This is a genomic window from Burkholderia sp. B10 (assembly GCF_004368385.1).
Taxonomy (GTDB): domain Bacteria; phylum Pseudomonadota; class Gammaproteobacteria; order Burkholderiales; family Burkholderiaceae; genus Burkholderia; species Burkholderia vietnamiensis.
Window position 1 is genome coordinate 1 of sequence record NZ_PQMX01000150.1, and the last position, 3,583, is coordinate 3,583.

At 69.0% G+C, this 3,583-nt stretch carries 4 protein-coding genes; 1 reads left to right on the forward strand and 3 read right to left on the reverse strand.

Annotated elements, in window-relative coordinates; all coding sequences use genetic code 11:
- Positions 1-68: 68 nt before the first annotated feature.
- Entirely contained in the window at positions 69-713 is a 645-nt protein-coding gene (gene pdxH, locus C3Y15_RS31185) for a pyridoxamine 5'-phosphate oxidase (RefSeq protein WP_014723527.1), read from the reverse strand.
- 129 nt (positions 714-842) lie between these two features.
- On the opposite strand from pdxH, the gene tcdA reads away from it, so the two are divergent.
- Positions 843-1,700 (forward strand): tRNA cyclic N6-threonylcarbamoyladenosine(37) synthase TcdA, encoded by an 858-nt coding sequence (gene tcdA / locus C3Y15_RS31190; protein WP_034192646.1) that lies wholly within the window; start codon positions 843-845, stop codon positions 1,698-1,700.
- A gap of 31 nt (positions 1,701-1,731) precedes the next feature.
- Here tcdA and trxA read toward each other — a convergent pair whose 3' ends face one another.
- Positions 1,732-2,577, reverse strand: a complete 846-nt coding sequence (trxA, locus tag C3Y15_RS31195; protein ID WP_034192645.1) for a thioredoxin — start codon at positions 2,575-2,577, stop codon at positions 1,732-1,734.
- Between the two features lie 52 nt (positions 2,578-2,629).
- Positions 2,630-3,511: a pirin family protein gene (locus C3Y15_RS31200; RefSeq protein WP_011885828.1), complete on the reverse strand. Its 882-nt coding sequence runs from the start codon at positions 3,509-3,511 to the stop codon at positions 2,630-2,632.
- Positions 3,512-3,583: the final 72 nt, after the last annotated feature.

Genomic DNA, 3,583 nt, shown 5'->3' on the forward strand with positions numbered 1-3,583 from the left:
CATCTTGCGATGCGGGCGCCCGGTTGCAACACGAGATACGGCCGGCGCCGGCGCTGCTGCGGCGTCGCTTACGGTGCCAGGCGCGAGATCGACCAGCCCGTCGCCGCGGCGTCGTCGCGCGTATAGAGCAGTCGATCGTGCAGCCGCGACGGGCGGCCCTGCCAGAATTCGATCGCGTCGGGCACGAGGCGGTAGCCGCCCCAGTGCGGCGGACGCGGCGGATTTTCGCCGTAGCGGGCGGCGACTTCCTTCTCGCGCGCCTCGAGCGTCGCGCGGCTGTCGATCACCGTGCTCTGCTCGGACGCCCATGCGCCGATGCGCGAGCCGAGCGGGCGCGAGGCGAAATAGCGGTCGCTTTCGTCGGCGCTGGTCTTCTCGATCCGGCCTTCGATGCGCACCTGGCGCTCGAGCTCGATCCAGTAGAACAGCAGCGCCGCATGCGGATTGACGGCGAGGTCGTGCCCCTTGCGGCTTTCGTAATTGGTGAAGAAGACGAACCCGCGTTCGTCGACGGCCTTGATGAGCAGGATTCGGGCCGACGGCCGGCCGTCGTCGCCGACCGTGGCGACCGTCATCGTGTTCGGCTCGGGCAGCTTGGCGGCGAGCGCCTCCTTGAACCAGCGGTCGAACTGGACGAACGGGTCGGGGGCGGCGTCGGCCTCGTCGAGCGAAGCACGCGAATAGTTGATGCGGAGATCGGCGAGTGTCGTCATGTTATGCAAACGCTTCAATCGGGGGCCAGTATAGCGAACGCGCGAGAATCGTGCGTACACCGTCGCGAGGAAAGGCGGGGGAGTTCAGGCAAAATAGAGGGCCGCACGACTTACGTTTTCCTTGCTGCCATGCCCGCTGCCGACGCTGCCCTGCCCAGTTCCTCCGATCTTACCGCGAGCCCGCCGATCCAGCTTGACGTGGATCGCGAGCGCCGCTTCGGCGGTATCGCACGGCTGTACGGCGCGCCGGCGCTCGCCGCGTTCGAGCGCGCGCACGTGGCGGTGATCGGCATCGGCGGCGTCGGGTCGTGGACGGCCGAGGCGCTGGCGCGCAGTGCGGTCGGCACGCTGACGCTGATCGATCTCGACAACGTCGCCGAAAGCAATACGAACCGGCAGATCCACGCGCTCGACGGCAATTTCGGCAAGCCGAAGGTCGACGCGATGGCCGAGCGCATCGCGCTGATCGATCCCGCGTGTCGCGTGAACCGGGTCGAGGATTTCGTGGAGGCCGACAACTTCGATGCGCTGCTCGGCGGCGGCTTCGACTACGTGATCGACGCGATCGACAGCGTGCGCACGAAGGTCGCGCTGATCGCATGGTGCGTCGCGAAAGGGCAGCCGCTCGTGACGGTCGGCGGCGCGGGCGGGCAACTGGACCCGACCCGGATCCGCATCGACGATCTCGCGCTGACGATCCAGGACCCGCTGCTGTCGAAGGTGCGCGCGCAGTTGCGCAAGCAGCATGGCTTTGCGCGCGGCCCGAAGGCCCGCTTCAAGGTCAGCGCGGTGTATTCGGACGAGCCGCTGATCTATCCGGAAGCTGCCGCGTGCGACCTCGAGGACGGCGCGGAGCCGTCGGCCGCCGCGCACGTCGCGGGGCTCAATTGCGCGGGGTTCGGATCGAGCGTGTGCGTGACCGCGAGCTTCGGCTTCGCGGCCGCCGCGCATGCGTTGCGGGCGATTGCGGCGCGGGCCGTGCGCTGATCGGGAAACCAGCCGGCCCCCGCCTCCTCCATCAATTGAGCGCCATGCTCAGCTTGCGCCGCCACGCGGCAACCAGCTCGGGGCGGTCGCCCGCCAGTTCGAACACCGAAATCATCGTGCGGCGGCCGAGGTCGTCGCCGTACGCGCGGTCGCGCAACACGATCTCCAGCAACTGCTCGAGCGCGCCTTCGTACGCGCGACGCGCGATCAGGCTCTGCGCGAGGTCGAAGCGCGCGTCCAGATCGCCGGGATTCGCGGCGATGCGGGCTTCGAGCGCGTCGGTCGGCGGCAGGTCGGCCGTCGCGTCCAGCGCGTCGAAACGGGTCTTGATCGCCTGGTAGCGCGGATCGGCCTGCAGCGTCTGCGGCGACAGGCGCTCGGCCTCGGCACGCGCCGCGTCGACCTCGTTGTTCGCGAGCAGCAGTTCGATCAGGTCGAGCCGTGCGTCGTCGAAGCCGGGGTTCAACGCGAGGGCCGCTTCGAGGTGCGCGAGCGCGTCGTCGAAGCGCGACTCGGCGAGCGCGTATTGTGCGGCGCGGCGTTCGGCTTCGTCGGGCGCCGGCAGCAGCCGATCGAGGAACTCGCGCAGTTGGCCTTCCGGCAGCACGCCGATGAACTGATCGACCGGGCGCCCGTCGGCGAACGCGATCACGTGCGGGATGCTGCGCGTCTGGAAATGCGCGGCAAGCTCCTGGTTCTCGTCGACGTTCACCTTGACGAGCTTCCAGCGGCCGGCGTAATCGGCTTCGAGCTTTTCGAGCAACGGCCCGAGCGTCTTGCAGGGGCCGCACCACGGCGCCCAGAAGTCGACCAGCACGGGCGTGTCCAGCGACGCCTCGATGACGTCTTTCTCGAAAGTGGCAAGCGTGGTGTCCATGTCGTTCTCTGCAGTTCGAATGTGTTCAGGATGGGGGCGGCGCGCGCGTTTTTCAACGCGGCTTCGCTGCGGGCAACGGAATCCACTCGGTTTCTCCGGGCACCTTGCCCATTTCCTGCTTCGTCCACGCCTGTTTCGCCTGCTCGATCGCATCGCGGCTGCTCGCGACGAAATTCCATTCGATGAAGCGCTCGCCGTCGAGCTTGTCGCCGCCGAGCAGCATCGCGCGCGCGCCGCCGCTGCTCGCGAGCGTGACGGTCGTGCCCGGCACGAGCACGGCCATCTGTTGCGCCGGCACCGGCGTGCCGTCGATCGTGAGGTCGCCGTCGACGACGTAGACGGCCCGCTCCTCGTGCGACGCGTCGAGCTCGAGACGGCTGCCGGCCGCGAACCGGGCGGCGACGTACAGCGTGCGCGAGAACGTCGTGACCGGCGAGCGCAGGCCGAAAGCGTCGCCGGCGATCACCGTCAGCGACACGCCGCCTTCGTCGCGCGTCGGTAGCGTGTCGGCCGCATGGTGCTCGAACGACGGTTCGGTGGTTTCGTGCGCGACCGGCAGCGCGACCCAGGTCTGGATCCCGTGCACGGTATGGCCGCTCTCACGCAGCGCGTCGGGCGTGCGCTCCGAGTGGACGATCCCGCGGCCGGCCGTCATCCAGTTGACGTCGCCCGGCACGATTTCCTGCAGCGAGCCGAGGCTGTCGCGGTGCAGGATCGCGCCGTCGAACAGATACGTGACGGTCGCGAGCCCGATATGCGGATGCGGGCGCACGTCGAGGCCGGTGCCCGGCGGCAGCGCCGCGGGCCCCATGTGATCGAAGAAGATGAACGGGCCGACGAGGCGGGCGGCGAGTGCGGGAAGCGTGCGGCGCACCTGCAGGTTGCCGATGTCGCGCAAGTGCGGTTTCAGCAGGGCTTTGATCGAATCGGTCATGACGGGTCTCGTGGGGAGCGGCGCGGTGCCGGTCATTGTACTGGGGCGGTGGCGGCGCGCGTGCGGGCAGCG

What these genes read in the sequence shown, in the direction of transcription:
- pdxH (WP_014723527.1), bottom strand. Translation starts at nt 713, where the DNA reads ATGACGACACTCGCCGATCTCCGCATCAACTATTCGCGTGCTTCGCTC.
- tcdA (WP_034192646.1), top strand. Translation starts at nt 843, where the DNA reads ATGCCCGCTGCCGACGCTGCCCTGCCCAGTTCCTCCGATCTTACCGCG.
- trxA (WP_034192645.1), bottom strand. Translation starts at nt 2,577, where the DNA reads ATGGACACCACGCTTGCCACTTTCGAGAAAGACGTCATCGAGGCGTCG.
- C3Y15_RS31200 (WP_011885828.1), bottom strand. Translation starts at nt 3,511, where the DNA reads ATGACCGATTCGATCAAAGCCCTGCTGAAACCGCACTTGCGCGACATC.